25 protein-coding genes are annotated in these 26953 nt (G+C 53.0%); 22 read left to right on the forward strand and 3 right to left on the reverse strand.

The annotated features are described in order from the left end of the window. Positions 1-83 precede the first annotated feature (83 nt). The 19 genes from yfmF to pduL all read left to right on the forward strand — a co-directional run bounded on the left by yfmF (position 84) and on the right by pduL (position 21805). Entirely contained in the window at positions 84-1364 is a 1281-nt protein-coding gene (yfmF, locus tag EHV15_RS22715; protein WP_128633226.1) for an EF-P 5-aminopentanol modification-associated protein YfmF, read from the forward strand. Positions 1365-1368: 4 nt separating this feature from the next. Next, entirely contained in the window at positions 1369-2649 is a 1281-nt protein-coding gene (yfmH, locus tag EHV15_RS22720; RefSeq protein WP_128633227.1) for an EF-P 5-aminopentanol modification-associated protein YfmH, read from the forward strand. A 1-nt stretch (position 2650) separates the two neighbouring features. Then, positions 2651-3418, forward strand: a complete 768-nt coding sequence (gene ymfI / locus EHV15_RS22725; protein WP_128633228.1) for an elongation factor P 5-aminopentanone reductase — start codon at positions 2651-2653, stop codon at positions 3416-3418. 120 nt (positions 3419-3538) lie between these two features. Beyond that, the gene (locus tag EHV15_RS22730) at positions 3539-3793 is read left to right on the forward strand and encodes a DUF3243 domain-containing protein (RefSeq protein WP_128633229.1); all 255 of its coding nucleotides are present in this window, start codon (positions 3539-3541) and stop codon (positions 3791-3793) included. A gap of 206 nt (positions 3794-3999) precedes the next feature. Continuing rightward, entirely contained in the window at positions 4000-4767 is a 768-nt protein-coding gene (locus EHV15_RS22735) for a DUF3388 domain-containing protein (protein WP_128633230.1), read from the forward strand. Between the two features lie 39 nt (positions 4768-4806). Further along, positions 4807-5886: a RodZ domain-containing protein gene (locus EHV15_RS22740; protein WP_128633231.1), complete on the forward strand. Its 1080-nt coding sequence runs from the start codon at positions 4807-4809 to the stop codon at positions 5884-5886. Between the two features lie 204 nt (positions 5887-6090). After that, positions 6091-6582: a YajQ family cyclic di-GMP-binding protein gene (locus tag EHV15_RS22745; RefSeq protein WP_128633232.1), complete on the forward strand. Its 492-nt coding sequence runs from the start codon at positions 6091-6093 to the stop codon at positions 6580-6582. 152 nt (positions 6583-6734) lie between these two features. After that, positions 6735-8063 carry a 30S ribosomal protein S12 methylthiotransferase RimO gene (gene rimO, locus EHV15_RS22750; protein ID WP_128633233.1) on the forward strand — a complete coding sequence of 443 codons (1329 nt, stop codon included), beginning with the start codon at positions 6735-6737 and terminating at the stop codon, positions 8061-8063. After that, a complete protein-coding gene (gene pgsA / locus EHV15_RS22755; protein WP_128633234.1) occupies positions 8060-8647 on the forward strand; it encodes a CDP-diacylglycerol--glycerol-3-phosphate 3-phosphatidyltransferase in 588 nt (195 codons plus the stop codon). Before rimO ends, pgsA begins: the two co-directional genes overlap by 4 nt. Before the next feature lie 102 nt (positions 8648-8749). Further along, a complete protein-coding gene (locus EHV15_RS22760) occupies positions 8750-10003 on the forward strand; it encodes a competence/damage-inducible protein A (RefSeq protein ID WP_128633235.1) in 1254 nt (417 codons plus the stop codon). Positions 10004-11660: 1657 nt separating this feature from the next. Beyond that, positions 11661-12722: a recombinase RecA gene (gene recA, locus EHV15_RS22765; protein ID WP_128633236.1), complete on the forward strand. Its 1062-nt coding sequence runs from the start codon at positions 11661-11663 to the stop codon at positions 12720-12722. A gap of 522 nt (positions 12723-13244) precedes the next feature. Next, positions 13245-14081 (forward strand): regulatory protein RecX, encoded by an 837-nt coding sequence (locus EHV15_RS22770; protein WP_246061741.1) that lies wholly within the window; start codon positions 13245-13247, stop codon positions 14079-14081. Positions 14082-14400: 319 nt separating this feature from the next. Next, on the forward strand, positions 14401-15942 hold the full coding sequence (rny, locus tag EHV15_RS22775) for a ribonuclease Y (RefSeq protein WP_128633237.1): 1542 nt from the start codon (positions 14401-14403) through the stop codon (positions 15940-15942). A gap of 94 nt (positions 15943-16036) precedes the next feature. Next, a complete protein-coding gene (locus EHV15_RS22780) occupies positions 16037-16831 on the forward strand; it encodes a TIGR00282 family metallophosphoesterase (protein ID WP_128633238.1) in 795 nt (264 codons plus the stop codon). A gap of 119 nt (positions 16832-16950) precedes the next feature. After that, positions 16951-17211 (forward strand): stage V sporulation protein S, encoded by a 261-nt coding sequence (locus tag EHV15_RS22785; protein ID WP_006286829.1) that lies wholly within the window; start codon positions 16951-16953, stop codon positions 17209-17211. Between the two features lie 91 nt (positions 17212-17302). After that, positions 17303-18265, forward strand: a complete 963-nt coding sequence (locus tag EHV15_RS22790) for a dipeptidase (RefSeq protein WP_128633239.1) — start codon at positions 17303-17305, stop codon at positions 18263-18265. A 218-nt stretch (positions 18266-18483) separates the two neighbouring features. Continuing rightward, a complete protein-coding gene (locus tag EHV15_RS22795) occupies positions 18484-20259 on the forward strand; it encodes a 2-oxoacid:acceptor oxidoreductase subunit alpha (RefSeq protein WP_128633240.1) in 1776 nt (591 codons plus the stop codon). Beyond that, positions 20246-21112, forward strand: a complete 867-nt coding sequence (locus tag EHV15_RS22800) for a 2-oxoacid:ferredoxin oxidoreductase subunit beta (protein WP_128633241.1) — start codon at positions 20246-20248, stop codon at positions 21110-21112. Before EHV15_RS22795 ends, EHV15_RS22800 begins: the two co-directional genes overlap by 14 nt. Positions 21113-21232: 120 nt before the next feature. Beyond that, positions 21233-21805 (forward strand): phosphate propanoyltransferase, encoded by a 573-nt coding sequence (pduL, locus tag EHV15_RS22805; protein ID WP_128633242.1) that lies wholly within the window; start codon positions 21233-21235, stop codon positions 21803-21805. 106 nt (positions 21806-21911) lie between these two features. On the opposite strand, the gene spoVAD is transcribed toward pduL, so the two are convergent. From spoVAD to EHV15_RS22820, 3 genes are read right to left on the reverse strand one after another with little or no spacing between them, the layout of a single operon-like run. Next, positions 21912-22925, reverse strand: coding sequence for a stage V sporulation protein AD (spoVAD, locus tag EHV15_RS22810; RefSeq protein WP_128633243.1), 1014 nt, complete (start codon positions 22923-22925; stop codon positions 21912-21914). 1 nt (position 22926) lies between these two features. After that, positions 22927-23415 carry a stage V sporulation protein AC gene (gene spoVAC / locus EHV15_RS22815; RefSeq protein WP_128633244.1) on the reverse strand — a complete coding sequence of 163 codons (489 nt, stop codon included), beginning with the start codon at positions 23413-23415 and terminating at the stop codon, positions 22927-22929. Positions 23416-23433: 18 nt separating this feature from the next. Further along, complete coding sequence (locus tag EHV15_RS22820; protein WP_128633245.1) at positions 23434-24294, reverse strand: DUF421 domain-containing protein; 861 nt, start codon at positions 24292-24294, stop codon at positions 23434-23436. 185 nt (positions 24295-24479) lie between these two features. Between EHV15_RS22820 and EHV15_RS22825 the strand changes: the two genes are divergently transcribed. The 3 genes from EHV15_RS22825 to EHV15_RS22835 all read left to right on the forward strand — a co-directional run bounded on the left by EHV15_RS22825 (position 24480) and on the right by EHV15_RS22835 (position 26882). After that, positions 24480-24686 carry a DUF1657 domain-containing protein gene (locus tag EHV15_RS22825; protein ID WP_128633246.1) on the forward strand — a complete coding sequence of 69 codons (207 nt, stop codon included), beginning with the start codon at positions 24480-24482 and terminating at the stop codon, positions 24684-24686. Between the two features lie 161 nt (positions 24687-24847). Further along, a complete protein-coding gene (gene miaB, locus EHV15_RS22830; RefSeq protein ID WP_128633247.1) occupies positions 24848-26398 on the forward strand; it encodes a tRNA (N6-isopentenyl adenosine(37)-C2)-methylthiotransferase MiaB in 1551 nt (516 codons plus the stop codon). Between the two features lie 31 nt (positions 26399-26429). Beyond that, positions 26430-26882, forward strand: a complete 453-nt coding sequence (locus EHV15_RS22835; RefSeq protein WP_246061742.1) for a YlbF/YmcA family competence regulator — start codon at positions 26430-26432, stop codon at positions 26880-26882. The last annotated feature ends 71 nt before the right edge of the window (positions 26883-26953 follow it).

Here is a 26953-nt window from a genome sequence, read left to right on the forward strand (position 1 = left end):
TTCTTTCCTTTGGATTGGTATAGAATGGAACGCAGGAAATGAACGCGCTATTCAAAAAGTCTACTCGCAAAGGAGTTTTGGTTTTGAACAAAACGGTATTTGAGCGCGGCAGCGTGGGTCAAATCCGGATTCACGTGCTGCCTACAACCCGATTCAAAACGTTTGCCGTTTCTCTTTACGCGGGTTTGCCGCTGAATGAGCAAACGGTCACGACAACGGCGTTGACCCCTTTTGTTCTGCGGCGGGGCACTGCGTCTTATCCCGAAACGACGTTGTTCCGGGAACAGCTTGAGCATCTGTACGGCGCCGGCTTCGGTTTTGATGTCTATAAACGGGGCAATTACCAAATTGTCCAGTTCCGGATGGATACGATCAACGATTCTTTCGTGCAAAGCAGCGACTCGCTGCTCGGTCAAACGTTCGCTTTTCTCGGCGAAGTCATTACGAAACCGGCCACGGAGAACGGAGTCTTCCGTTCGTCTTACGTGGCCTCGGAACGCGAATCCGTGCGCAAAAAGCTGGAGGGGATCATCAACGATAAAATCCGTTATGCGGCCGAGCGCTGCATGGAGGAGATGTTTAAGGACGATCCGTACCGGCTGCACCCGCTGGGGGAACGCAGCGAACTCGACGGCATTACCCCGCAGTCGCTGTTCGACGCTTATCAAAGCTGGCTGCAGCAGGCGAATCTGGACCTGTACGTGGTGGGTGATACGTCGCTTGCCGAAGTTAAGGAACTGGTCGCTAAGCAGTTCAGCTTAAACCGGTCGGCTTCCCCGGAATACAAGCCGGAGCAGGTCGAAATGAAGTCGGCGGAGGTCCGCAACGTCAAAGAGGCGCTTGACGTCAACCAGGGCAAGTTGAATCTCGGCTTGCGAACACCGATTACGTACGGGGACGACCGCTATGCGGCCGCTTTAGTGTATAACGGCATATTGGGCAGTTACCCGCATTCAAAGCTGTTTATGAATGTGCGGGAAAAAGCCAGTCTGGCTTATTACGCCGCTTCCCGGTTCGACGGCCACAAAGGGATCGTGGCGATTCAATCGGGAATCGAGATCGAAAATTACGGCAAGGCGCTGGAGATTATCGAGGCCCAGTTGGCCGGCTTGCGGTCGGGGGACATTAGTGAGCTGGAGCTGTCGCAGACCAAAGCGATGATCCGCAACAGCCTGCTGGAGATGCAGGACTCGGCCTTCGAAATGATCGCCTATGATTTCAACCGGGTGCTGTCCGGCAAGGACCGCCCGGCCGCAGAGCTGCTCAGCCAGGTGGAGCGGGTAACCCCTGGGGACGTCGTGCAGGCGGCGGAAACGGTGCAGCTCGATACGATTTACTTTTTGACAGGTAAAAAGGAGGTTTAGCCGCTTGGAAACGCTTCGTTACGATGCTTTGCAGGAAACGTTATACCGCGAAACGATGGATAACGGACTACAGGTGTATGTCCTGCCGAAACCGGGTTTTCAAAAGACGTATGCCACGTTTGCTACGAAATACGGTTCGATCGACAACCATTTCCGGGTCGAAGGGCAGGAGGAGATTTCCGTTCCAGACGGAATCGCCCATTTTTTGGAGCATAAAATGTTCGAGGAGCCGGAGGGCGACATCTTTGCCACGTTTGCTACCCATGGGGCATCGGCCAACGCTTTTACCAGCTTTGATCAGACCGTGTACCTGTTCTCGGCAACGGAAAACATCGCGCTTAATCTGGAAACATTGATCAATTTCGTGCAGCATCCGTATTTCACCGACCAGAACGTCGAGAAAGAAAAAGGCATCATCGGCCAGGAAATCGGCATGTACCGCGACAATCCGGATTGGCGGGTTTATTTCGGCTTGATCGAAGCGATGTACAAAGTGCACCCCGTTCACATCGACATCGCCGGTACGGTCGAATCGATCGGCACGATTACGAAGGAGACATTGTACACGTGTTACAACGCCTTTTACCACCCCAGCAATATGCTGCTGTTCGTCGTGGGCGGTGTGGATGCGGAAGAGGTGTTTACGCTTGTTCGCAGCAATCAGGCGAAGAAGCAGTACGACAAGCAGGGCTCGATCGAACGGTTGTTTGACCCCGAGCCCCGCGAGGTTCACGAGAAGCGCCGGGAATCGCGGCTGGCGGTATCGTTGCCGAAATGCCTGTTCGGATTCAAGGAGACGGAGCTTGGCTTGACCGGTGAAGCGCTACTGCGCCGGGACTTGACGACAAAGCTGGCGCTCGATCTGCTGCTCGGGCCCAGCACGAAGCTGTATCAGAAGCTGTACGACATGGATTTGATTTCCGACAGTTTCGGGCATGAGTACAATAGCAATCCGAATTACGCGTTTTCGGCGATCGGCGGGGATACGCGCGATCCGGACCGCATGCTGGCGGTGATCAAGGAGGAAGCAGAAAGCTTGCTGGCCTCGGGTTTCCGCGAGGAGGATTTTGAACGGGCGCGGAAGAAAAAAATCGGTGGATACCTGCGCATGCTTAACTCCCCGGAAAATATCGCCCACGAGTTTACGCGCTACCGTTTCCGGGGCAGCGACCTGTTTGCGGTGCTGCCGATGTACGAATCGCTGACGCTTGATGAAGTGAACGCCCGGCTGCGCGAGCACTTGAACTGGGATCAGATGGCCGTGTCGGTCGTGGTGAGCCCGTAACATGAACGAAGAGCATGGGATTGGAAAAAACATCGCGGACATGACCGTACTCATTACCGGGGCAAGCCGGGGGATCGGCGCGGATACGGCGCTGCGGTTTGCGGCGGTGGGCATGAACGTGGTTATTCACTATATGAACTCGCTTGAAGCGGCGAACGAGGTGGCCCGCAGATGCCTGGAGGTTGGCGGCAAAGCTTATACGGTGGCTGCCGATCTGCGCAGCAAAGAGCAGATTTTGCGCATGAAGGAACGGCTGGATCATTACGGGCTTCATCCGGACATTCTCGTGAACAATGCGGGGATATCCCATTACGGACTGCTTTCGGACGTGAGCGAAACGGAATGGGATGATGTCATGGACGTCAATTTGAAAAGCGTCTTTTTGTGCAGCCAGTTGTTTATGCCGTATATGATCCAGCAGCGCTTCGGGCGGATTATCAACGTCTCCTCCGTATGGGGGATTTCCGGGGGCTCCTGCGAGACGGTTTATTCCGCCGCCAAAGGCGGGGTCAACGCTTTTACGAAGGCGCTGGCCAAGGAGCTTGCCCCTTCCGGGGTGACGGTAAACGCGGTGGCCCCGGGAGCCGTCCGAACCGATATGATGGAACGCTTCGACGAGGGGGAACTGAAGCAGCTGGAGGAAGAAATTCCCGCCGGGCGGCTCGCCTCGCCGCAGGAAATTTCTTCGCTCATTTATTTTCTCGCATTGCCGGAATCGGGCTACATCACCGGTCAAATCATCAGCCCCAACGGGGGCTGGATTACCTGAATATTTCCGGTCATGCCCCGAGCGGCTTACGTTTTGCCGGCCATGAGCGCATAAAACCCGGGCAAACTTCACATATTACGACTGTTGATTTTAAATCGCCAAGCGAAGGAGGATTTAAGGATGTCAACAGTACTCAAAAATTTTGATACATGGAAGAAGTTTTTGGGTGACCGTGTGGAGCATGCGGAAAAAGCGGGGTTCAGCGAAGAGGCGATCACCAACCTGGCTTATGAAATCGGCGGGTTTCTCGATGACAAGGTCGATCCGCAGAACGAATCCAACCGGGTACTCAAAGAAATTTGGGATGTAGGCAGCGAAGATGAGCGTAAAACGATCGCTCGTCTGATGGTGAAGCTGGCGAAGAAAAACTCATAGTTTTTGCTGAAAAGCTCCCGTGTTATGGGAGCTTTTCAGCCATTTTCCGCCAGTGGCTTGCCTTTCATTTTCATTTTATATATCATAAAACACATATGATTGTTGTCGGGCTAAGGAAAGGGTCCCAAACTTTTTGTAGCCGCAAGCAGGATTCAAGATTGATTTTGTCGAATGATGGGTGAGTAGGATAGAGAAGGTGTCTTCGGATGGAACGAAAACAATGGTATTTGGAGTACAAAATACATAAAAACCGCCCGGGACTTTTGGGGGATATCGCCTCGATGCTGGGGATGCTGGAAATCAACATTTTGACGATCAACGGCGTTGAAGGCAAAACCAGGGGGTTGCTGCTGGAAAGCGATGATGATGGAAAAATCGACCAGGTCAGCAAAATGCTCAGCAAGGTGGACAGCATCACCGTTACGGCGCTGCGTTGTCCGCGGCTGGTCGATCTGCTGGCCGTAAGGCATGGAAGATACATCGACCGCGATTCCGACGATAAGAAGACATTTCGCTTTACGCGCGACGAACTCGGGATTTTGGTGGACTTTCTCGGGGAAATTTTCAAGCGGGAAGGCCATCAGGTGATCGGACTTCGGGGGATGCCGCGCGTCGGTAAGACGGAATCGATTATCGCCGGCAGCGTATGCTCGATGAAGCGGTGGACGTTTGTGTCCTCCACGCTGCTGCGCCAAACGGTACGCAGCCAACTGTCGGAGGATGAAATGAACCCGCACAATGTTTTTATCATCGACGGTATTATTAGTACGCTGCGTTCGAACGAGAAACATCATCAACTGCTCCAGGAACTGATGTCCATGCCTTCCACGAAGGTGATCGAGCATCCGGATGTTTTCGTCAAAGAATCCGAATACAGTTATGACAATTTTGATATTATTATCGAATTGCGTAACAATCCGGAGGAACAAATCGTATATGATACGTTTACGACGATTTACACGGACGATGTGTAATTCGCTAAGCATAATCAATAAAAACAGGAGGTGATGGTCATGTCGGAATTGGGTCAGAAGTTAAAGGAAGCCCGCCTTGCCAAAGGTTTGTCGCTGGATGACGTACAGGAAATGACAAAAATTCGCAAACGATATCTGGAAGCCATCGAGTCGGGGGATTATAAAGTGCTTCCAGGAAGTTTTTACGTTCGGGCTTTTATCAAGACGTATGCCGAAACGGTTGGCGTGGATGCGGATGAACTGCTCGCCGAGCATCGGCAGAACGTACCGGAAGCTGCGCCGGAGCAGACGATGGAGCCCGTAATTCAGAAGCGCCGCAGCCGCCAGCATGCCGAGCGCAATTCGAAGTGGCTCTCCACCACGTTAATGTGGTCTTTTGCCGTGCTGATTCTGATCGTCATTTACTTGTATTTTACGGTTTGGGGGAATACGAACCAGTCGGCTGGGGAGAAGCCGGACCCGACGCCGGTTACGCCGGCCACGCAGCAAGGTGGCGGGGCGCAAAATGGATCCGGTAAAGGAAGCAAGGACGGACAAACCGGCACCGGAAACAATCAAACCGGTACGGGCAACGCCGTGAACGGCGGGGGCAATACTGGCAATGCCGGAGCAGGGACCAATGCCGGAGCGGGGACCAATACCGGTACTGACACGGGCACTAACGCTGGAACGGATACCGATAACACCGGCGGGACGGATAGTCCGCAAGACATCGTAGTCGTTCCCGACGGTAAAGAGGGCAGCACCACGAAGTTCAAGGTGCAAAATGCCGGCGGTCAGCCGGTGAAGGTTGTGATTACGGCCTCCGGCGAAAGCTGGGTGGAGGTTCGCAAAGGCAGCAGAAACGGCGATAAGCTTTACTTCGGCAAAACGTCCGATGGCGATGTGCTGGAGTATGATATCGTGCCGGAGGGGTTGTTTATTTTGTCGGGGGCTTCCAACAAGACGGCGATTACGGTAGCCGGGCAAACGGTGGAAGACGGCAAAACGACCTCGCGGATTTTGCTTAACCTGGATGACGGCACCGGTGCGGATGGCGGTTCCACGAGCGACACCGGGTTAGACGGCAACGTATCCGGGAACAATGCGGAAAGCGGAAACGGAACAAGCGGACAGTAGGGATCTGCCCTGTTCGCTTGGGCCTTTTGTAAAAGGCGGGATTTGGACCTGGCAAGGTTTGAATCGCGTCTTTTTTGCATATTTTGCCTGTCGGTAATGGCTTGGAAACAGCCTGGAAATGGCGGGGTGGCTCGACTTCGGGAAAACTTTTACATATAATGAGTGATAGAAGAAAAGATTGGGAACCAGAAAGGAACGTGAAGTATGGCTTCGGAAAGTTCATTTGATATCGTCTCGAAAATGGACATGCAGGAATTAAACAATGCGATCGATCAGACGGAACGGGAGATCGCCAGCCGCTTTGATTTTAAAGGAAGCAAAAGCGAACTTAAGCTGGAAAAGGACGTGCTGGTGATCGTGGCGGACGATGAATACAAGCTCGGCGCCGTGATCGACATTCTGCAATCCAAAATGATCAAGCGCGGACTGCCGATCAAAAATTTGGATTACGGCAAAGTGGAACCGGCTTCGATGGGCACAGTGCGGCAGCGCATCAGCTTGAAGCAGGGGATCGACCAGGAAAACGCGAAGAAAATCAACGTGTTGATCCGCGACTCCAAGCTGAAGGTCAAAAGCCAAATCCAGGGCGATCAAATCCGCGTCACCGGAAAAAGCAAAGACGATTTGCAGCAAATCATCCAGCTGCTGCGAAAAGCCGATTTGTCGCTCGATTTGCAGTTTACGAACTTGAAATGACTCCGGAACGGTCTCCTGCAGCGCCTCCCGCGCCTGTATGAGGCCCTTTTCATATTTTTGACAGCCGCCTTTTCCGAATATTATACTTGTAGAGGTTGTTCAATCGATGAACATGGTTTGATCACGGCTTGAAACTGATGGGGGAAATCGTCATGACTGAAAAGGTGAAAATCGTTACGCTCGGCTGCGAGAAAAACTTGGTCGACTCCGAAATCATGTCGGGGCTGATCGACCGGCGCGGCTATTCCTTGGTGGACGACCGCGAAGATGCCACGGTCATCATCGTCAATACGTGCGGATTTATCGATGCCGCCAAAGAAGAGTCGGTGAACACGATTCTGGAGCTGGCCGAGCTTAAAGAAAGCGGAAGATTGAAGGCGCTGATCGTGTCGGGATGCCTGACGCAGCGGTATAAGCAAGCGCTCATGGAGGAGATGCCGGAAATCGACGGAATCGTCGGAACGGGCGATTTCCATAATATCACGCAGATCGTCGATGAGGCGGTAAAGGGGAAAAAACCGGTATATGTCGGCAATCCGGTGTTCAACTACGAGCAGGCGCTGCCGCGGAAGCTGGCCACGGCCCGTTATTCGTCGTATGTGAAAATCGCCGAGGGCTGCGACAACAACTGCACCTTCTGCAGCATCCCGCTGATGCGGGGGAAATTCCGCAGCCGCTCCATCGAATCGATCGTGGAGGAAGTAAAAGGTTTGGCCGCGCAAGGGGTCAAGGAATTCAGCCTGATCGCCCAGGATTCGACCAATTACGGTACCGATTTGTACGGAACCTACAAACTGCCGGAGCTGCTCGATCGCGTAAGCCGGGTGGACGGCGTGGAGTGGGTGCGGCTGCATTACGCGTATCCGGGCTTTTTTACGGATGAATTGATCGACATGATCGCGTCCAATCCGAAAATTTGCAAATACGTGGATATGCCGCTGCAGCATAGCGAGGACGCGATCCTGAAAAGAATGCGGCGCCCCGGACGTATCCGGGACATCCGCGAGCTGATCGCCAAGATCCGCTCCCGCATCCCGGATGTTTCTTTGCGCACGTCGTTGATCGTGGGATTCCCTGGGGAAACTGAGGAAGACTTCGCGCGGTTATGTGATTTCGTCCGGGAGATCAAATTCGACCGGCTGGGCGTGTTTACATACTCGCAGGAGGAGGATACGCCGGCTTCACGGCTGCCGGATCAGATCGCCGAGGACGTCAAGGAATGGCGGGCCAACACGCTGATGGAAATCCAGCGCACCGTGGCGAACGAAAACAGCGGCAAATACATCGGCAAGGTGCTGGATGTACTCGTGGAGCGCTACGATGGGCGGAGCGACGTTTATGTGGGGCGCTCGCAATTCGATGCCCCGGAAATCGACGGGGAAGTGTTTGTGACGAACTGCTCCGCGAGTATAGGCGATATCGCTAAAGTGCGGATTACGCACTCTTTTGAATATGATTTGACCGGGGAGGCTATCCTGTGAATTTGCCCAACCGCATTACACTGACACGTATTTTTATGATTCCGGTGATGTTGCTTTTTTTGCTGCTGGATGCGGGCTGGTTGTCCTATGAGTTCGTATTGGGCACGTACACGCTGCCGGTCCATCAGTTGATCGCCGCGGTGTTGTTCATTATCGCTGCCAGCACGGACGGTATCGACGGATACATCGCCCGGAAATACAATCTGGTGACGAATCTGGGCAAACTGCTCGACCCGCTTGCCGATAAGCTGCTGGTGGGCACCGTGTTGATCGGGCTCGTGTCGCTCGGATTATGCAACGCCTGGATCGCCGTCATCATCATTGCGCGCGAATTTGCGGTAACCGGCCTGCGGGAGGTCGCGCTGCTTGAAGGCTCCGTGATCGCGGCCAGCAAGTGGGGCAAAGCGAAAACGATCACGCAGATCATCGCGATTACCGCGCTGCTGCTGAACAATTTTCCGTTTGCCTGGCTGAACATTCCGTTTGACGACATCGCGATCTGGCTGGCGGCGATCATTACGATTTATTCCGGCATCGACTATTTCGTCAAAAATAAAAATGTGCTTTCTTTTTCGAAAATGTAGTGCCTTGAGTGCGATGCTTTTGGGTGCGATGGTTTGAAGCGAAGTAATTTAAGGCTCAGGCAGAGGCTTGTTTTGGATTGCCGGAAGGAGACGTGAAAGCAAATGAAAGCGGAAATTATCGCAGTGGGGACAGAGCTGCTGCTCGGGCAAATTGTAAACACCAATGCGCAATATCTATCCCAGGAGCTGGCCGCGCTTGGGATTGACGTTTATTTTCAGACCGTGGTCGGCGACAATCGGAAGCGGTTTGCCCAGGCGGTGGAGACGGCGGGCGCCCGCGCCGATTTGCTCATTTTTACCGGTGGTCTCGGGCCAACGCAGGATGATTTGACCAAAGAGGCGCTGGCCGAGGTGCTTGGCCGGCCGCTGCATATCGATCCGGAAGCGATGGCGAATATCGACCGTTTTTTCAAGGACAGAGGTGTGCCGATGACGGAAAACAACCGCCGCCAGGCGCTGGCGATTGACGGCGGGACGCCGCTTCCGAACGAAACCGGGCTGGCGGTTGGGGATGCGATTGAAGACGGCGGCAAGTTTTATATCGTTTTGCCCGGCCCGCCGAAGGAAATGAAGCCGATGTTCGAGCGCCAGGCGAAGCCGTGGATCTTGAATCACGCGCTGTCCGAGGAAATGCCGATTTATTCGAAAATGCTCAAGTTTGCCGGAATCGGCGAATCGGCGCTGGAGACGAAGCTGCTCGATTTGATCCAGGAGCAGTCGGACCCGACTGTGGCCCCTTACGCCAAGGAAGGCGAGGTCACGATCCGTGTTTCCACCAAAGCGGCGAGCGAACGTGAAGCGATGGAGAAACTGGATGCCATGGAGCGGGAAATCGCCTCCCGGTTGCCGGAGCATCTTTATGCGAATGCGGATATGCCGATTGAGCAGAAAATTTTGGAGCTGATGGCTCAGCGCGGGCTGACGCTCAGCGCGGCCGAGAGTTGCACCGGCGGGCTATTGATGGAAATGATCACCGCGATTCCGGGAAGCTCGGCCGTGTTTATGGGCGGAATCGTCTGCTATTCCAACGCGATGAAGGAGAAGCTGCTGCACGTTCCGCATGAACTGCTCGAAGGCGATGGCGCCCCTGGCGCCGTCAGCGCGGAAACGGCGCGGGTGCTGGCCGAGCAGGTGCGGCTGACCGCGGATACCGACTTCGGCTTGTCGATCACCGGCGTCGCCGGCCCCGGCGCTTCCGAGCGCAAGCCCGCCGGGCTCGTCTATATCGCGATCTCCCGCCGCGGCGGGGACACGGCCGTATACGAGCTGAACCTCAAAGGCAACCGCGAAGCCGTCCGCATGCGCTCGGCCAAAACGATTTTGTACCGGTTATGGAGAGCGCTGATGGAGTCGTAAGCTTAGTGCTTATGCACATGTGCTTGTGTGAGAGCGATGAGTTCCCGCAGCTTAATTGACACCACGTTCTGATTGGAATTATCCAATAGAATTGGAAATTTATTGGCAAATGCGGCGGTGTGATTGGATATTTCCAATAGATTGGGTTCGGTAAGGCGCAAAACGGGCGATTTGAGCGAGATCTATTGGATTTTTTCCAATGAGAGCTCAAAATGGCGAGCGAATTCCGACAATCTGTTGGATTTTTTCCAACGAGAGGTGAAGGGACGACCGGATTGTAGGAGCACTGCCGTACGGCGTGCGTCGCCACTGTCTACTGAGCATGCTTCTTGCACTTTTCGGCCGCTTGGCATATAATCAAGACACGGAAGAACCGTAGCAAACGAACAGTTGTGCTGCGGTTCTTTTTTTGTTTGGAAATTTGTTTGGGAGGAGGAGTGAATTTGTGCATTTTGACGAACGATGGATCGATGTGTCTAATCAGTTGACTAGCTAAAGCCCTGCACCGATGTAAAGCGAATCCCGCAGGGAGAGCGCCTGCAAGCAGAAAAGTCACTAAAGCAGCACAAGTTAGGTATGAACAAGCTAAAGCCTTGCGCTGAAGTAAAGCGAATCCCGAAGAAAGAGCGCCTGCAAGCAGACAAGTCACTAAAGCAGTACCAAGTAATGGATAAACAAGCTAAAGCCATGCGCTGAAGTAGAGCGAATCCCGCAGGGAGAGCGGCAGCAAGCAGAAAAGTAACAAAAGCAGCACCAAGTAATGGATAAACAAGCTAAAGCCATGCGCCGAAGTAGAGCGAATCCCGGAGGGAGAGCGGCAGCAAGCAGAAAAGTAACAAAAGCAGCACCAAGTAATGGATAAACAAGCTAAAGCCATGCGCTGAAGTAGAGCGAATCCCGAAGGGAGAGCGCTTGCAAGCAGAAAAGTAACAAAAGCAGCACCAAGTAATGGATAAACAAGCTAAAGCCATGCGCTGAAGTAGAGCGAATCCCAAAGGGAGAGCGGCTGTAAGCAGAAAAGTAACAAAAGCAGCGCCAAACAAGAGATAAACAAGCTAAAGCCCTGCACCGAAGTAAAGCAAATCCCGAAGGGAGAGCGGCTGGAAGCAGAAAAGAAACAAAAGCAGCACCAAACAAGAGATAAACAAGCTAAAGCCATGCGCCGAAGTAAAGCGAATCCCGAAGGGAGAGCGGGCCTAAGCACGAACGTTACAGCATAAACAACCTACGTAGCAGTCCCCCCTGCAGGAGCGCCAAAAGCAGAGCGTGCCCGAAGGGCGACAAGCGGCTACTTCCCCATAGTTACCCGGGTGCGTGCGAAAGCAGCAGTGCCTGCAGCGTGTTTCCAGGTAGCCCAGGAGCACCAAAAGTAAGACGTACCCCGCAGGGGGAAAAGCGTTCCAAGCACAAAGTAAAGCGAATCCCGCAGGGAGAGCGCCAAGGGAGCGCCTCAGTCCCTCCCACGTTAGTCCAATTTGCGGGAATCCAAAGGGCAGCAGGCCCTTGGGGCCCTCCCTTACAGTAAGGGAGGGTTTGGGAGGGTTGAGAAAATAGCGAATATATGTTCGAAAAAGTGCTTGGCAAACATTCCAAAACAAGGTACAATTATAGACGTTGAAAGTATCGTGTTATTATCTCATTTAAGGATGTGAGCTGATTGTCAGATCGTAAAGCTGCGCTGGAAATGGCGCTTCGGCAAATAGAAAAACAATTCGGTAAAGGTTCGATCATGAAGCTGGGCGAATCGACGCATATGCAAGTGGAGATCGTCCCGAGCGGATCGATCGCTTTGGATATTGCTTTGGGTACCGGGGGATTGCCTCGCGGCCGTATTATTGAGGTTTACGGACCGGAGTCTTCGGGTAAGACGACGGTAGCGCTGCACGCGATTGCGGAAGTTCAGAAAATCGGCGGACAAGCCGCATTTATCGACGCGGAGCATGCGCTGGACCCATCCTATGCGAACAAGCTTGGCGTAAACATCGACGAGTTGCTTTTGTCCCAGCCGGATACGGGGGAACAAGCGTTGGAAATCGCCGAAGCGCTCGTGCGCAGCGGCGCGGTTGACATTATCGTCATCGACTCCGTAGCCGCGCTTGTGCCTAAGGCGGAAATCGAAGGTGAGATGGGGGATTCCCACGTCGGCTTGCAAGCCCGCCTGATGTCTCAGGCGCTTCGGAAGCTGTCGGGAGCGATCAGCAAATCGAAAACGATCGCGATCTTCATTAACCAGCTTCGTGAGAAAGTCGGCGTGATGTTCGGGAATCCGGAGACAACGCCGGGTGGACGGGCTTTGAAATTCTATTCGACGATCCGTCTGGACGTTCGCCGCGTGGAAACGATCAAGATGGGCAACGACATGGTCGGGAACCGGACACGGGTTAAGGTCGTGAAGAATAAAGTCGCTCCACCGTTCAAACAAGCCGAAATCGACATTATGTACGGCGAAGGTATTTCCAAAGAGGGCAGCATCATCGACATCGGCGTGGAATTGGATATCGTGGATAAGAGCGGCGCCTGGTATTCGTTTGCCGGCGAACGCCTCGGTCAAGGCCGGGAGAACGCGAAGCAATTCTTGAAAGAGCATCCGGAAATCGCCAATACGATTGAACTAAAAATCCGGGAATCGAGCAATTTGACCACTTCAGTCGCTCCTGCATCACCAAGCGAAGTGGAGATGGAACTCCAAGAGGAGCAAGCGCTTTTCGGAGAGGAATAAGGCAGCAGCCATGAAGCGCTCTGACCCCGCGGTAATTAACCGGGGCAGGGCGCTTTTGCAGTTTAGGGGCGGTCGGCCGATTAGGGTAAGAATAGAGCTAGAATAAAGGTCGCTATCCTGAACTTTTGCAGCGCTTGAAAGCGGGGCTATAGAAACAACGAACCGTCGACTGGGCTTTCGAAATAGCGGCACTTTATGTACTTATTATCCGAATCCTGGTATGTTTATCTCCATTAGCGACATTTTCTGTACTTATTTTCCTAAGAATGGATCAGAACGCGGACATCTCTTTGCGATTCGAGAAAATAACGACATAAATTACCTCTATTTCTCTCAAATGGATGAATATCGCTGGAATAACGCCGTTTTTTGCCCTTATGTTTTCGCTAGAGTTTCTCGGACAGCCTGGTTTTGCTATTGCAGCACAACCAGATAGCTAGTTAAAAGTGACATTATGTTATACAGGAAAAACTGAATCTGCACTTGACATCGGTAGCCGGGTGTGAGACAGGAGGGACGCAGTTGAATCAGTGGGGGAAAAGCCGCGGAAAAGATCGAAGCGGCGAACACGATATCGTAGACATATCCGATGAGGCGTTCTGGGAGGATAGAATGCGGGCGCCTGAGCGGGAGAAATCCCACCAAGTGGAGGATGCCGGCCAAGAGGAGAAATCCGGGTTATCCGCTTTTCCGGAAGACGCGGAACTGGCCATTACTTCGGTGCTGATGCTGAAGCGGCCGAAACATCGGTACCGCATTTTTTTCGGAGCGTATGCGTTTGAGGTTCATGAGGATGTCATGATCAAATACCGGATGATCAAAGGGGCGGTCTTTAACAAAGCGGAGCTGGAGGAGATCATTTCGGCGGATGAGCGGCAGCGGGGCTACGCCGACGCCCTGGCGTATTTGAGCCGGAAGCCGCGGACCGCGTACGAAATCTCCATGCGCCTAAAGGAAAAAGGGTGGGGAGAAGAAACGGTAAACGATGTTATCCATCGGCTGCACACCGAAGGTTATCTCAATGACGCCGTATATGCGCAGGAATGGGCTTCTCAGCGAGTGAAACTCCGGGGGAAGGGGAAGTTATGGGTGCGTCACGAACTGCGCCAGAAAGGGGTCTCCAAGCCTCTGATCGAGGAGGCGCTGGGCGAAGTGAGCGAAGACGACGAATTCGAAAGCGCCATGCTGCTGGGAGCCAAGAAATGGCGCGGCACTTCGGGCGAACCGTTGGATAAAAAACGCAAGACGGGAGCTTTTTTGCAGCGCAGAGGTTTTTCCGGAAAAGTCGTTTCAAAAGTGCTTCGGGAACTTAGCCGCGAAGACGGGGTGAACGCTGAAGACGAGTGGTACGAAGAATAGCGGGACGAAGCCGGGACGGGAAGGGAACTGTTGTCATTTGCTTGACAATTTCTTTCATCAAATAATAAAATGAACATGAATCCATATCGCTGAAGTCCTATTTTACCTTCCAAAATTATGGGCTCCGAATGTGATTCTGTTCTCCAATCATGAGGCCGATACTTCCGTATTTACCGCGGAACCGTCATGCATAAGCATGAACAGCTGAACTGAATGGGCATGTCATGTATTCTTAGTACGAATGATGAATGTGAAAAGTAACTAACAACTGCAAACATCCCAAGGAATGCCTTGGAGGAAACAACGGGGAGGTGAACAGATGAATCCTGTAATCTGGATCGTTCTCGTTGCAGCCGCTTTATTCTTTGGGTTCGTGATCGGATATTTTATTCGCAAATCTCTTGCAGAAGCTAAAATTTCCAGTGCGGAACACGCTGCAAGCCAAATCTTGGAAAATGCGAGAAAGGAAGCAGAAGCACTGAAAAAGGAAACGGTTCTGGAGGCGAAGGACGAAGTCCATAAGCTAAGAACCGAAGCTGATAAAGACATTCGTGAACGTCGGAATGAAATTCAACGACAAGAAAGACGATTGTTGCAAAAAGAAGAGTCGCTGGATAAAAAATTAGAATCGCTTGAACGTAAAGAAGAGCAAGTGGCCAGCAAGGAGAAACGGATTGAAGAAACGCAGCAGCAAATCGAGCTGATTTACAAAAATCAGGTTCAAGAATTGGAACGCATCTCCAATTTGACGATGGAAGATGCTCGTACGATTATTTTGAACAATGTTGAGCAGGAAGTCCGTCATGAAACGGCGCAGATGATCAAAGACATCGAGCAGCAGGCGAAAGAGGAAGCGGACAAGAAATCCCGTGAAATCATTACGCTGGCCATTCAACGCTGCGCTGCCGATCATGTAGCGGAAACAACGGTGTCCGTCGTGACCCTGCCGAACGAAGAGATGAAGGGACGGATTATTGGGCGCGAAGGCCGTAATATTCGTGCGCTCGAAACGTTAACGGGGATTGATCTCATTATCGATGATACGCCGGAAGCGGTTATTCTGTCGGGCTTTGACCCGATACGCCGCGAGATTGCCCGCACCGCGCTGGAGAAACTGGTGGCGGACGGACGTATTCATCCGGCGCGCATCGAAGAGATGGTCGAGAAATCGCGCCGGGAAGTGGACGAACGCATTCGCGAATATGGCGAACAGGCTACCTTCGAGGTGGGGGTGCATGCTCTCCATCCCGATTTGATCAAAATTCTGGGACGTCTTAAGTTCCGGACAAGCTACGGTCAAAACGTGCTGAAGCATTCGATGGAGGTTGCGTACCTGGCCGGATTGATGGCCGGAGAACTCGGCGAAGATATCGCACTGGCCAAACGTGCAGGCTTGTTGCATGATATAGGTAAAGCGCTTGATCATGAAGTGGAAGGATCTCATGTCGAAATCGGCGTGGAACTGGCTAAGAAATATAAGGAACATCCGGTGGTCATCAACAGTATTGCCTCTCACCACGGCGATTGCGAAGCGACTTCCGTCATCGCCATGCTGGTTGGCGCCGCGGACGCATTGTCGGCGGCAAGACCGGGGGCACGGCGCGAGACGCTGGAAACGTACATTCGCCGTTTGGAGAAACTCGAAGAAATTTCCGAGTCGTTCGAAGGCGTCGAGAAATCGTTTGCCATTCAGGCGGGCCGCGAGGTGCGCGTGATGGTGCAGCCGGATAAAATCGACGATGCGGAAGCATTCCGCCTGGCGAGAGACATTACCAAGAAGATTGAAAGTGAACTGGATTATCCGGGTCATATCAAAGTTACCGTCATCCGCGAAACGCGGGCGGTTGAATACGCCAAGTAAAGGATATGCTGAAAAGTGGCCCCCAGGGGGCCGCTTTTTCATTGATTGACGGCGTTGCTTGCGTTGCGGCAGTTATGCCTAAGGAGGGAGCATCATTAAAGTTCTGTTTATCGGAGACATCGTAGGGAACACCGGGCGTAAAGCGTTGAAGTCCACGCTGCCTCATCTTAAGTCGAAGTACAATCCGCACATTATCATCGCCAACGGCGAAAACGCGGCGGCCGGGCGGGGGATTAACGCCAACATCGCCAAGGAATTTTTTGAGCAGGGCATTCACGGATTAACGATGGGCAACCATACGTGGGACAATAAAGAGATTTTCGATTTTATAGACGATGAGCCACGGATGGTTCGTCCGGCCAATTATCCCCCGGGCACGCCGGGCCGGGGCTCGATGGTCGTCAAGGGGGGCGGCAAGGAGCTGGCGGTCGTAAACCTGATGGGCCGCACGTTTTTGCCGCCGCTGGACGATCCGTTCCGCAAGGCGGACGAAATCATCGGCCAGCTGTCCAAGAAACATAAATGCATTCTGGTTGATTTCCATGCCGAAGCTACCTCGGAAAAAATCGCCATGGGCTGGTATTTGGACGGCCGCGCTTCTTTGGTGGTCGGCACGCACACGCATGTGCAAAGCAATGACGACACGATTTTGCCGCAAGGCACCGCTTATTTGACGGACGCCGGCATGGTTGGCTCTCGGGAAGGGATTCTCGGTATGGAGCGGACGGCTGTGCTCCGCAAATTCACGACCCAACTGCCGGTCCGGTTCCAAGTATGCGAAGGCAAATGGCATTTTCATGCCGTGTTCGTGGAACTGGATGAAGCGACCGGCCGGGCGCGCAAAATCGAAAAAATCCGTCTGCTCGAAGATGAGTGGCATATGGACTGAAACCGGCGGGTCAAGGCCTCCCAAAGTGCAGTAAGGGAAAAAGAAGGAATTATTTGAGCGCTCACGAATATCTTCTAAGTAGTGGACTCAACCGATTATTCCCAGGGAGGTACTTGACCATGGAAGTATTAAAAGTTTCAGCAAAATCCAACCCCAACTCCGTTGCCGGGGCGTTAGCTGGAGTTCTTAGAGAACGCGGCGCTGCTGAACTTCAAGCCATTGGGGCTGGTGCACTTAACCAAGCCATTAAAGCAGTAGCGATCGCCCGGGGATTTGTCGCGCCAAGCGGTGTAGACCTCATTTGTATTCCGGCATTTACCGACATCGTTATCGATGGTGAGGACCGTACCGCCATTAAACTTATCGTAGAACCCAGATAAATGTTATTTCTGACATGATGCCTGTTTACGACGTAATCGACGTAGACAGGTTTTTTTGTTATCTTCAGAAGACCGAATAGGAGGGGCTATTTTGAAGTATCCTGTAATTGATTTTCATTGCGATGCTTTAAGCAAAATGTTGCTTGACCCGGCGCTTGATTTTGCCAGCGATGAACGGCTGGACGTCAATTTGCAGCGCATGAAAGCAGGGGGCGTTGCCCTGCAATGTTTTGCGATTTTTCTTTCCGAACGTTTGGGAACTCCGAAAATGGAGTATATTCTGGGACAGCTGGACCTGTTTCGGCAACAAGTAAAAAGCCTCGGCGTGGCCGAGATCCGTACGGTAGAAGACCTTGAGGAACTGGAGCGGAAGGGGGGCCCCGGCGGCCTGCTGTCGCTGGAAGGAGCCGACGGACTGGAAGGCAACCTGCATTATTTGCAAATATGCTATGAGCGAGGGGTTCGTTTTCTCGGCATTACGTGGAATCATGCCAATTGGGCGGCCGACGGCATTATGGAGCCAAGAGGCCATGGATTTACGCCGCAAGGGCTGGAATTGGTCAAGGCCTGTCATGAGCTTGGCATCATCCTCGATGTATCGCATTTATCGGTCAAAGGGTTTTGGGAGCTGGCGGAGCTGGCCGAGCGGGCGGGAAGACCGTTTATCGCTTCGCATTCAAATGCTTATAGCGTCTGCGGGCATGCCCGGAATTTGCGCGACGACCAGATCAAGGAGATCGTTCGCCTTAGCGGACGGATCGGAATCACTTTCGTTCCCTGGTTCGTCAAAGAAGGGCGGAACGTTTCGAGCCGGGATATTTTGCCGCATCTGGACCGGATTTGTTCGCTTGGGGGTGCGGGGACGATCATGTTCGGCTCCGATTTCGACGGCATCGAATCGCATTTGAGCGATTTGCGGCATGCGGGACATTACGCCAAGTGGCAGGAAACTTTGTTGAAATATTACCCGGAGGAGCTTGTCCGCGGGTGGTTGTACGGCCATGCGGCCGCATTCCTGCGGGCCTGGCTGCCTCATTACAAGAAAGCGCTTTAATTCATCCAATTACGAGAACGAATTGATCGAAAACTACTATACGAAAAAGGTGAGAAAACGCTTGCTTTTTGTCCGCCTGAGACATAAAATTGACATGACTCTGAAACAGAATGTTCACAAAGTGTGAGGCTGATAGTGAGTTCTCACACGTCTACATTCTAGAGGAATTATTTATAATCTTAGTTTGCATTGCGATACGATTAAAGGGGTGGGCGATCTTGATTAGTCAATTGTCTTGGAAGATCGGTGGACAGCAAGGCGAAGGGGTTGAAAGTACGGACCGGATTTTTTCGACGGCCTTAAACCGGCTGGGTTATTACTTGTATGGGTACCGGCACTTTTCATCCCGTATCAAAGGCGGACATACAAACAACAAAATCCGGATCAGTACCAAGCCGATTCGTGCGATTTCCGACGACTTGGACATCTTAGTCGCTTTTGACCAGGAAAGTATCGATCTGAATGCCAAAGAACTGCGCGGCGGCGGGGTTATCGTAGCCGATGCCAAATTTAATCCTACCGTTCCCGAAGGTGTGAATGCCAGATTGTTTCCGGTTCCGATTTCGAGCATTGCCGAAGAACTGGGAACTTCGCTGATGAAAAATATGGTGGCCTCCGGCGCATCCTGGGCGCTGCTCGGACTTCCGCTTGAGGTGTTCAATAAAGCCGTAGAGGAAGAGTTCGGGCGCAAAGGTCCAGCCATTGTCGAAAAAAATATCGAAGCGGTCAAGCGGGGCGCGGACTATTGTTTGGAGCTGGCCGGCGGTCCTTTGGAGGAATTTAAGCTGGAGCCGGCCGACGGCAAACAGAAGCTGTTCATGATCGGCAACGATGCGATCGGCCTCGGCGCCGTAGCTGCAGGATGCCGGATCATGAGCGCGTACCCGATTACGCCAGCTTCCGAAATCATGGAATATTTAATCAAAAAATTGCCGAAATTCGGCGGCACCGTCATTCAGACGGAGGACGAAATCGCGGCCATTACGATGGCGATCGGCGCCAGCTATGGAGGCGTTCGTACGATGACGGCTTCGGCCGGACCGGGCTTGTCTCTCATGATGGAAGCGATCGGCCTCGCCGGCATGACGGAAACGCCGGTCGTCATCGTTGATACGCAGCGCGGCGGTCCAAGCACGGGCCTGCCGACGAAGCAGGAGCAAAGCGATATCAACGCGCTGATTTACGGCACGCACGGCGAAATTCCGAAAATCGTGCTTGCGCCAAGCTCCATAGAGGAGTGCTTCTACGATACGGTTCAGGCATTTAACCTGGCCGACAAATATCAAGTGCCCGTCATTTTGGCTACGGACCTGCAGCTGTCGCTCGGCAAACAGTCCTGCGAAATGCTGGATTTCGACAAAATTACGATCGACCGCGGCTATCTTGTCAAGGATATTCCGGACCGCGAAGATTCGAGCATGTTTAACCGGTACGCCTTTACCGAAAACGGTATTTCGCCGCGGGTTCTGCCCGGCGAGAAAAACGGCATCCACCATGTGACCGGGGTAGAGCACGACGAGGCGGGACGTCCGTCGGAAAGTACGGTCAACCGGAAAAAGATGATGGAGAAGCGGCTGCGCAAGCTGGCGAAGTTGGAAGTGAACGACCCGATTCACCTAGAGGCCCCGCACGCCGAACCGGATCTTCTTATCGTCGGCATGGGTTCGACCGGCGGTACGATCGAACAGGCGCGTAAACAGCTTGAAGCTGACGGCATCAAAACGAATCACATGACGGTTCGCCTGATGCATCCTTTCCCGACGGAGCTGGTGCTGCCGCAAGTAGCCACAGCGAAAAAAGTCGTCGTTTTGGAAAACAATGCAACAGGGCAGCTGGCCAATCTGATCAAACTGCATGCCGGCCATCACGGCAAAATCGCGAATGTGCTGAAATATGACGGAAATCCGTTCCTTCCTTCGGATGTTTATGAAGAATGCAAGAAGGCGGCCGGAAACAAAGCGCAGGAGGAGTTGGTGAAAAATGGCAACCTTTAAGGAATTCCGCAACAACATTAAACCAAACTGGTGTCCGGGATGCGGGGATTTCTCCATTCAAGCCGCGATCCAGCGCGCCGCTGCGAATGTAGGCCTGGAGCCCGAGAACTTGGCCGTCATTTCCGGGATCGGCTGCTCCGGACGGATCTCCGGTTATATCAACGCCTACGGCCTGCATGGGATTCATGGCCGCGCCCTTCCGATTGCGCAGGGCGTTAAATTGGCCAACCGCGACCTCACCGTGATCGCTTCCGGCGGCGACGGCGACGGCTTCGCCATCGGGATGGGACACACGGTGCATGCGATCCGCCGCAACATCAACATCACGTATGTCGTTATGGATAACCAGATTTACGGATTGACGAAAGGGCAAACCTCCCCGCGCAGCGGCGAAGGCTTCAAGACCAAGAGCACGCCCGAAGGGTCGGTGGAATCGACCTTGTCCCCGCTGGAAATCGCTCTGGCGTCGGGCGCAACGTTTGTCGCTCAGTCCTTCTCCAGCGATTTGAAGCAGCTGACATCGCTGATCGAGCAGGGCATCCAACATGAAGGCTTTTCACTGATTAACGTGTTCAGCCCGTGCGTCACCTTTAATAAGGTGAACACGTACGACTGGTTTAAGGAAAACATCATCAACCTCGATACGATTCCGGATTACGATCCGGCGAACCGGGCAATGGCGATGGCGAAGCTGATGGAAACGGGCAGCATGATTACCGGCCTGATTTATCAGAACAAAGAGAAGAAGAGCTACGAAAATCTGGTTCACGGTTTCAAACAAGAGCCGCTTGCTTATCAACAGCTTGCTTTATCGGAATCAGAGTTTGACAATCTTGTAGCAGAATTTAGATAATATTTCGAAAGGCGTCCTTTTTTGATGGACGTCTTTTCCTTTTTGTACGCAATAGGTGTATAATGGGTAACGATGTGAATCGTTATCGATATAGAGAATATACGAGGAGTGTTTGCAAAGATGAGTAAAGCAGTACCAGTCGGCGTTTCTGCACGTCATATCCACTTAACCCAGGAGCACATCGAAATTCTGTTTGGCCAAGGTTATCAATTGACCGAATTCAAACCGTTATCCCAACCGGGACAATTTGCCGCCAATGAACAGGTGGCCGTGATCGGACCAAAAGGGCAATTCGACAAAGTCCGTATTTTGGGACCTGCCCGTCCGGCATCCCAACTGGAAATTTCCCGCACGGATTCCTTCGCGATCGGCGTGAAAGCTCCGGTTCGCGAATCGGGCAACATCGAAGGCACGCCCGGCATCAAAGTCAAAGGGCCGGCCGGTGAAATCGAATTGGACAAGGGTGTCATTGTCGCCGCTCGCCATATTCACTTCCATACCTCGGATGCGGAGAAATGGGGCATTAAAGATAAGCAACTGCTGAAAGTCCGCTTGGGCGGGGAACGCGGTTTGGTGTTCGAAAATGTGATCGCCCGCGTTTCGGACAACTTTGCGCTCGACATGCATATCGATACCGATGAAGCGAACGCGGCCGGCGCCAAAACGGGAGATACGGCGGAGATCATCGACTAATCGGTTTGCGATACTTATGATAAGATCATAGATAAACACGTATGGGAAGGGCTTGCTCCCGGCAGAAGATGCGCCGGAAGCAAGCCCTTGACGTTTTACTATAGGTTTAGCTTTCGGAACGTTCAATCGCAACGGCGTGAGCGATGCAGGGAACGCTTTCTCCTTGCTGGTAGGAGAGCGGGGAGAGCAGCGCGCCGGTGGCGACGACAAGAATCCGGCTCAGTTCTCCGCGTTTCACTTTGTTCAGCAGGTGCCCATAGGTCACGACGGCCGAGCATGCGCATCCGCTGGCCCCCGCTTGCACCTGCTGCTTTTCGTAATCGTATATCATCATCCCGCAGTCTTTATACGTAGTGTCCTGAATGGGTACGTTATGGCGGTTAAACAGATCGTTGGCGATCGCATAACCGACCTTGGACAGGTCGCCCGTGACAATCAGGTCGTAGTAGGAGGGGGTGATCTCCAAATCCCGCAGATGCGCCTGAATCGTATCGACAGCCGCCGGCGCCATCGCCGCCCCCATATTTAACGGATCGGTAATGCCCATGTCGATCACTTTGCCAATGGTGGCGGCCGTCACCGACGGTCCTGTTCCCTCCAGCGACAGCACGGCCGAACCGGACCCGGTGACGGTAAATTGCGCCGTTGGCGGCTTTTGCGAACCGTACTCCGTAGGATAACGGAATTGCTTCTCGACGCTGGCGTTATGGCTGCACGTACCGGCCAGCGCATATTTGGCGCCCCCCGCGTTTACGACAAAGGAAGCGAGCGCCAGGCTTTCCATCGAGGTGGAGCATGCCCCAAACATGCCGACATACGGGATGCTTAACGTCCGGGCGGCAAAGCTGGTGCTGATGATCTGGTTCATCAAATCGCCGCCGAAATGGAACGAAATCTGCTCTTTCGTTAAGCCGGCATTTTCGATCGCCAGCTTGGCCGATTCCTCCATCAGCGTTTTTTCGGCTTTTTCCCAGCTGTCCTGACCCAAATACAAATCGGCGTGGATGATGTCGAAATCCTCCGCGAGCGGCCCTTGGCCTTCGAACGGGCCGACGACGGTGGCGGTGCTGATGATTTTCGGTTTGTTCTCAAATACCCAGCTTTGATGTCCTTTCAGCATGTTAATGACCTCCTCCGGCGTAGCCCGGAACGAAGATGGCGTAAATGATCCCGATAATAAACGCCGCTACCGTGCCGAACACGACGACCGAACCGGCCAGCTGGAACATCCCGGCGCCGACACCAAGCACCAGTCCCTCGGGGCGGTGTTCAATGGCGCTCGAAGCCATTGAGTTAGCAAAACCGGTCACAGGTACGGCCGTGCCGGCCCCCGCCCATTGGGCGATCTTGTCGTAGACGCCAAGGCTCGTCAGCAGGACGGACAAAATAACGAGAACGGCCGTCGTGGGGCTCGCCGCCTCTTTTTCGCTCATTCCGGCAAAATGAATAAAAGCCTGGCGGATGCATTCGCCAAGCAGGCAAATCAGCCCGCCGACCAGAAACGCCCGCACGCAGTTGAGGGCTACCGGGCGTTTCGGTTCATGCGAATTGGCCAGCCGCTGGTATTGCTGCTGCGTTGGCGTCAGCTTTTTGTTTTGTTTCTTGGCCATGTTCCATACCTCCTTCGTTTACGATGATAAGAGCGGCTTGACGCCTTCGATAACCTTTTGCAGGCGGTTCGAGCAGTCGCCGTACAGTTTTTTGGCTTCGTCCTCCTCCGACGAAAGGGCAAACATCTCCAGATCGGCTTCGCATTTTTTGAGTTCCGCCAGCAAAACCGCCTTTTCCTGCGGCTGTGGAACGATAAGCTGGTCGTCGTACAAATCGGCGTAAAATTGGCCGTATCCATCGACCTGCCCCAGATTGACATTGTCCAGCGACACGCCGAGCTTTTCCAGTTCGGTGTTCAGCCAGTGCCGGTTCAGCCCCATCGTGGCGAGCGGCTCATCCATAATTTTCCCGTCGATGATGACCGTTTGCGGTTCGGGTTCGGGGGAAACTTTGATGCCCAGATCGGATGGGGTCAGCGGCAGGTATTCCTTTTTAGGCAGCGCGTTGATTTCACCGTCGGGTTCAATAACCGCGAATTCGACCTCCGCGACTTTGAAAATGTTCTTTTTGCGCAGCTGCGCCATCAATTCTTCGTTGCTGATCCTTTCTCTTTTTAAATTATCCTCCATCACCTTGCCGTCTTTGATCAAAACGGTGCCTTTGCTGTCGATCAAATCCCTGGCCTTTTTGCTCTTGATCTGCAGAAACTCGATGCCAAGGGAGACGAGAAACCAAACGGTTACGGCAACAAGCCCCAAATACCAGTTCGTGTCGATATCCAGGGAGATGTAGGCTGTGATACTGCCGATGGTGATTCCGGTGATATATTCGAAAAAGGAAAGCTGGGAAACCTGCCTTTTTCCAAGCAACCGAGTAAGCAAATATAAAACGACGACAGCCACCAGTGTTCTAACTATGACTTCCAGCCATACCGGCATGCGGATACTCCTTTCGGCTTAACGCTTTTGACAAAAATCGGGTTGAACTAACCCCATTATGCGCGAGCTAAACCACTTTTACTAAATACAAAATATGGAAAAGGAAAAGCCGCATGAAGAGGGTTTGAGCAGGCAAAATTATGCTGTGTCTCAATGATATTGTATTTCAAAAGGTGGTGAATAACATGACGGTGGCAGCACAAGTCAAAACGACGCTGGCTTCTTTGAAAAGCGCTCAGGCCAACCTAGAGCAATTTGCACTGAACACGCAAAACCAACAAGCCAAAAACCTGTTCACGGATGCCGCTAAACAAACGCAGCAAATCGTGACTCAAGTGGAAAGCCGCGTAACGCAGCTGGAAAGCGAAGAGCCTCAATATAAAGGGTTCTAAATTGAATTGTCTGAAGGGAAGGCCCGTTCTACTATGGAACGGGTCTTCTTCTGGATATCGGAGAGGAACCATGCTATAATTTAGTGTAATGCATTTTTCTAGATATGAAGAATCGTCCATTGGGACCGCAAATAGATAGATTGAAGGAGTGAGCGGGTAACATGGCTAAAGAAACGAAGGATTACTCGAAGTATTTTGACTTTTCGGACGCCCGGGTCATTTCGGAGGATGAACGGGGAAAGAAAATCAGAATCCGCGGTAGAGATATTCAGATTTTATCCGAACCGAATCACCGGATGGAGAAGCAGCGCGGGAAAGAAAACGTTCAAGTGCTGTACGAAAATGCCGTTCCGGAGGAGCTGAAGGGCCTCGGCACAGGCAAGCGATACATTGTTTACACGTTTGGCTGCCAAATGAATGAACACGACACCGAAACGATCAAGGGATTGCTGGAGCAAATGGGATACACGTCTACCGAGGAGCGCAAGGAAGCTGACATTATCCTCCTGAATACCTGCGCGATCCGCGAGAACGCCGAGGATAAAGTGTTCGGCGAGCTGGGCCATCTTAAGGGATTAAAGACGGAGAAGCCCGATCTGCTGCTGGGCGTCTGCGGCTGCATGTCGCAGGAGGAAGGCGTCGTCAACCGCATCCTGCATAAGCACGGTTTCGTCGATATGATTTTCGGTACCCATAATATACACCGTTTGCCGCATCTCATTCAGGAAGCGTTGTTCAGCAAGGAAATGGTCGTCGAGGTTTGGTCCAAAGAAGGCGACATCATCGAAAATCTGCCGAAAAAACGCGAGGGCATGCGCGCATGGGTCAACATCATGTACGGCTGCGACAAGTTCTGCACCTATTGCATCGTGCCGTTTACGCGCGGCAAGGAGCGCAGCCGCCGTCCGGAGGATGTGATCGCCGAGGTGCGCGAGCTGGCGCGGCAAGGATATAGTGAGGTGACCTTGCTCGGTCAGAACGTCAACGCTTACGGCAAGGACTTTACCGACATCAAGTATACGTTTGCCGATTTAATGGACGATATCCGCAAAATCGATATTCCGCGCGTTCGCTTCACGACGTCGCATCCGCGCGATTTCGATGACGCGCTGATCGATGTGCTGGCCAAAGGCGGCAACCTGGCCGAGCATATTCATTTGCCGGTTCAATCGGGGAGCAGCGAAGTCCTGAAGAAAATGAGCCGGAAATATTCGCGGGAGCATTATCTTGAGCTCGTTCGCAAAATTAAGGCGAAGATTCCGAACGCCGTGCTGACGACGGATATTATCGTCGGCTTCCCGGGCGAAACGGAGGAGCAATTCCAGGAGACGTTGTCGCTTGTGCGCGAGGTCGGCTACGACTCCGCGTATACGTTTGTATATTCGCCGCGGGAAGGAACGCCGGCGGCCGTCATGGAAGACAACGTGCCGCTCGAAGTGAAGAAACAGCGGCTGGCGCGGCTGAACGACACCGTAAACGAATACAGCCGGCGCAGCAACGACGGACTGCGCGGCCAAATCGTGGAAGTGCTTGTGGAAGGCGAAAGCAAAAACAACCCGAACATGCTGTCCGGCCGCACCCGCGGCAACAAGCTCGTCCATTTCGAAGGCGGCCCGGAACTGATCGGCAATTTCGTCGATGTGGAAATTACGGACCCGATGACATGGTTTACCAAAGGGGTCCTCGTATCGCAAACCGCCAAGATGGCATAAGTCCCCGAGAACGGTTAGGAGGTAATCAAAGGTGGAGCAGCATACCGAGCATACCGATTGCGGAATTCCGAAATATGACTCCCGGGATCTGGTGATCCGCGGAGACATTATGGCCAAAGCGAAAGAACTGGCCGAGTTGATCGGAACAAGCGAGGAGGTAGAGCAGTTCAAAAAGGCCGAAAAGCTCATTCAGGCGCACGAGCGGGTGCAGACGCTGATCAGCGCGATCAAGAAGAAGCAAAAAGAAATCGTCGCTTTCGAGACGTTCCAAAACAAGGTGATGGTCGAGAAGATCGAACAAGAGATCGCGGCGCTTCAGGACGAACTCGACGAAATTCCGCTGGTGACGGAGTTTCAGCAAAGCCAAAGCGATATAAACTACCTGCTCCAGCTGGTCGTTTCGGTGATCCGCGATACGGTGGCGGGCAAGGTAAACGTAGAGTCGGGCAGCGAACCTGCCGCGGCTTCGGGATACGGGGAATAGGCTGAGTAATGGCGGTGCGGAGGCATGTTCCTCCGCACTTTTTTGAATAGAAAGCGCGTTTGGCCTGATTG

The sequence above is a fragment of the Paenibacillus oralis genome (genome assembly GCF_003863965.1).
Taxonomy (GTDB): Bacteria; Bacillota; Bacilli; order Paenibacillales; family Paenibacillaceae; genus Fontibacillus; species Fontibacillus oralis.